This window comes from Candidatus Poribacteria bacterium (genome assembly GCA_021295715.1).
Classification (GTDB): Bacteria; Poribacteria; WGA-4E; order WGA-4E; family WGA-3G; genus WGA-3G.
This window is the reverse complement of record JAGWBV010000045.1, coordinates 42,300-45,010: the sequence shown is the minus strand read 5'-3', so window position 1 is coordinate 45,010 and position 2,711 is coordinate 42,300. Positions and strand designations below refer to the sequence as shown.

Annotated in this window: 2 protein-coding genes; both read left to right on the top strand. The window is 43.1% G+C overall.

Annotated features, from left to right (window positions below):
- The coding region (locus J4G07_12705) for a hypothetical protein (protein ID MCE2414855.1) at positions 1–2,030 on the top strand (2,030 nt) is incomplete at its 5' end.
- 17 nt (positions 2,031–2,047) lie between these two features.
- Positions 2,048–2,711, top strand: a 664-nt coding sequence (locus J4G07_12700) for a hypothetical protein (protein MCE2414854.1), incomplete at its 3' end; no start/stop codon positions are given.

Below are 2,711 nucleotides of genomic sequence, written 5' to 3'. Positions count from 1 at the left end.
AAGAGAAAACTATTCGCTGCATGACCGCCTGGGAACTTGCGAACATTCCTACCGATGAACTGTACAGGTTGCGTGTCCGAGCACGAAACGATATTATAGAAAAGCGTCAGATTGAAAATGAAACTATTGAAGCGGATGCCTTAATAGACAAATTGATAAGCCCGTTTACCATTCAAAGACTCGGAGATCACGGATTCCGCTCAAAAGCACTGGAACTATTCCCAAAAGAAGAATCGTTATTTAAAAAACCATGGCGTGTGTACGTCTCTGAGAATACACACTATTCGTGGCTTAAAGCGGCTAATATCCTCGGCTTAGGACAGGATTGTATCGTTAAGGTCCCTCATTTAGACAGTTTTGATATTGATGTGGAAGAACTGAAGGCAAAACTTAAGAAAGATTTAAAAGATGGAAACTGGGCATTGATGGTGGCTTCAAATTTTGGAACTACGGAAGAAGGGGCATTGGACAATCTCCCTAAAGTTCGTAAAATGCTTAACAAATTGCAGGAAAAGTCGGCGGGAACGGTCTGGTGGCATGTAGATGCCGCTTATGGTGGTTATCTCGGAGCAATGATACGGCGTAAATTAGACGACAACAAAGTGGTAAATGTAGATGATCTCAAAGTGGTAAATGTAGATGATCTCAAAGAGTGGCTTTCACAATGTTGCAAGGCTGTTGGTATTACTGATGAACAAAGTAAATCGTTGATTAATATGTCTGAATCAAACGAGGGTTCATGGTTGTCTTGGGAGGAACTGATAAATCGAACCGCCGGAATGTCCCAGGCAGACAGTATTACTATGGATCCCCACAAGTTAGGCTATATTCCGTATTCGGCGGGGGCATTGCTCCTGCGTCGAGGTATTGCAGCGGAGGTCGTGAGTTGTGATGCTCCCTACCTCTGGCTGCAAGATGGTGATCCGGATGCGTTTGTCGGTCGATTCACGCTTGAAGGATCACGCCCTGGAGCAGTGGCAGCAGCTTGTTGGTTAGCACATAGTGCTATACCACTGGATCAGTCTGGGCACGGAAAGATTCTGGCGTTATCCATTCTTTCCGCAAGACAACTCTATCAAACATTACAAAAATATTTAGTGAATTCTGATACAAACGAACAAGTTGCTTTGCTGCATCAACCTCACATGAACATGATATGTTACGTTCCGTATCGGAAAAACATGAAGACATTGGAAGAAATAAAAGATCTGACAATAGGCGTTGTTGAAAAGCTCAGTCCGACTGCAGATGATCGTGAATTTATGGCAGTTAGCACAGATGTTAACTTATCGACTAAGGATATGCCTAAAAAAGATGACTCGCCTTTATTTAATCAAATCTTACAATGTGAGTGTCAGAAATGGGTTAAGATAAAAGTTATTCGCTCGGTTGTTATGGGGGCATATAGTCTCAATGCGCAGACGCGCATAGACCGAACATCCGATCCAGAAGGTATTTTTGGTGTTTATGCGGCATATCTCAGAAAGATCATCCGGGAAGCTGGGAAAGAACAGGATACCAAGCAGTTGTTGAACAGGACATCGGCAGAGTTTATGGTAATGGACGACGATCCTGAGGTTACCGACCAACTGCGAGGTTTGTTTGAAGATTTGTGGGATCCGGGCATTACTCTCCCCTGGAAACATTATGATACCGAGGCGGAAGCACTGCAGCGTATAGAAAATCATGACGAGGTGCTTGACATGGCGTTTTTAGACATTGATATGCGAGGGTCAACATCAAATCCACAAGGTCGGGTGAATTCTGGGTACTTGGCATATAAAGCAATTTTAAGGCGAAATGCCGAAGTCGGTTCTAACCAGTATAGCGTTAAATGTGTTGTTTTTTTCACTATAGGCCATAGCGAGCACGAGGAACGTATTAATCAATTGGGCGACAAGTATTCCGGCAAGCAACCAAAAGTGCTAACACTTCTCAAAAGTCCTGTTGAAAGCCCCGATTTTCAGGAGAAGGATATCGAAACAGTTCGTGATACCATTCGTGAGATTGCAAAAATTAAAAACGAATAATTCAGTAGGGATCTACGATGACTCAACCAATATCTATTTCACTTGTCACACAAAATTCCAGTCTCTTAGGAAAAACTAAGGTTGAGGTATTGAAAACCTTGTTGGGAACCCAAATGGCGTTGTGGCCACCTGAGGGTATGGACTCGGGTAACTGCTCCGAATTCCAAAACACGAATGAATTCTGGGTGACACCAGAAGCCGAGGAATGTATTATGTTACGATTCGGGGATCAAGAGGTATTCAAAGTCCCTGATATTGAAACTTGGGGGTGGTATCTAAGTTGGAAATATCCAGACGCGAACATTCGATTTCTGCCACAGTCTGGTACGTTGAAGGACATGTTCATACCGGATGAGAAAACTCGCGAGTGTCCTTTCAGGTTGCCTATGCTCAAGCGATTCTTTCACGATATGAAATATTGGAAAAACGCTCCAATCTGCCGGAGGGCGGCAAGATGGTTGGCTTCCTTGGATGATCCAATCTTAAAACCATTTGAGTTCATGCAGGATAAAAGACATTGGGAAGATTGGTACTTGACTGGAAGTCATTCTCAATTTCGCAGAACACGGGTAAAGATTCTTGTTGATATTGACAAGAATGATGTTATCAAGATTGTCAATAGTGACTCTCAGATTTTCTGGGAACAAGTATGTCTGCAATACGAAAAGTGGGCAAGAGATG